The following is a 1,040-nucleotide window of genomic DNA, read 5'->3' as shown; positions in this document are numbered from 1 at the left end:
GGCCTCGGGCTCGTGGGGTGGGGGTGTGCTCATGTGGGGGTGTTTCCTTCCACGAGTGTCAGGAGTGTGGCCAGGTCACCCGGCCGGGTGTGCGGGTTGAGCAGGGTGGCCTTGAGCCAGAGGCGTCCGTCGGGCGCGGCCCGCCCGAGGACGGCGCGGCCGCTGTTCAGGAGCCGCCGGCGGACGTCCGCCACGGCCGCGTCCGTCGCCCCGACGGGCCGGAACAGGACGGTGCTGATCGTGGGCGTGGCGTACAGCTCGAAGCCGGGGTGCGCGTCCACGAGCGCGGCGAACTCCCCGGCGAGGGCGCAGACCCCGTCGACGAGTGCGCCCAGCCCCTCACGCCCGAGGCTCCTGAGGGTGACGGCGATCTTGAGGACATCGGGGCGCCGGGTGGTGCGCAGGGACCGGCCGAGCAGGTCGGGCAGTCCGGCCGCGGTGTCGTCGTCGGCGTTGAGGTAGTGGGCACGGTGGGCCAGTACGGCGAGGTCGGTGGCGTCGCGTACGGCGAGAAGTCCCGCGGCGACGGGCTGCCAGCCGAGTTTGTGCAGGTCGAGGGTGACGGTGTCGGCGCGGTCGAGGCCGTGCAGCCGGACTCGGTGACGGTCGCTGAAGAGGAGCCCTCCGCCGTAGGCGGCGTCCACGTGCAGCCGGGCGCCGCGGGCCGCGCACAGGTCGGCGAGGTCGGCGAGCGGGTCGATGAGCCCGGCGTCGGTGGTGCCGGCGGTGGCGGTGACCAGGACCGGATGGCTCAGCCGGGCGAGGGCCTCGTCGAGGGCGGCTGGGGCGAGGATGCCGGCCGGGGTGGGGACGACGACCGGTTCGGGAAGGCCCAGCAGCCAGGCGGCGCGGTGCAGGGAGTGGTGGGCGTTGGCGCCGCAGACGAGCCGGAGGGGGCCGGGGCCTTCCGCGGCTTCGCGGGCCAGGAGGAGGGCGAGTTGGTTGGACTCGGTGCCGCCGGTGGTGACCAGGGCGTCGCCTCCGGGACCGCCCGCGTGCACCTCGTCGGCGAGCGCCCTGGTGACGAGCGCCTCCAGCGC

1 protein-coding gene is annotated in these 1,040 nt (G+C 75.4%); it reads right to left on the bottom strand.

What is annotated here, in order from left to right; all coding sequences use genetic code 11:
- Positions 1–29: 29 nt before the first annotated feature.
- The coding region (locus FNH08_RS50465; protein ID WP_152778748.1) for a pyridoxal phosphate-dependent decarboxylase family protein at positions 30–1,040 on the bottom strand (1,011 nt) is incomplete at its 5' end.

Origin of the sequence: Streptomyces spongiae (genome assembly GCF_009377185.1) — a bacterium.
Lineage (GTDB): Bacteria > Actinomycetota > Actinomycetes > Streptomycetales > Streptomycetaceae > Streptomyces > Streptomyces spongiae.
This window is presented reverse-complemented; position numbering and strand designations above follow the sequence as displayed.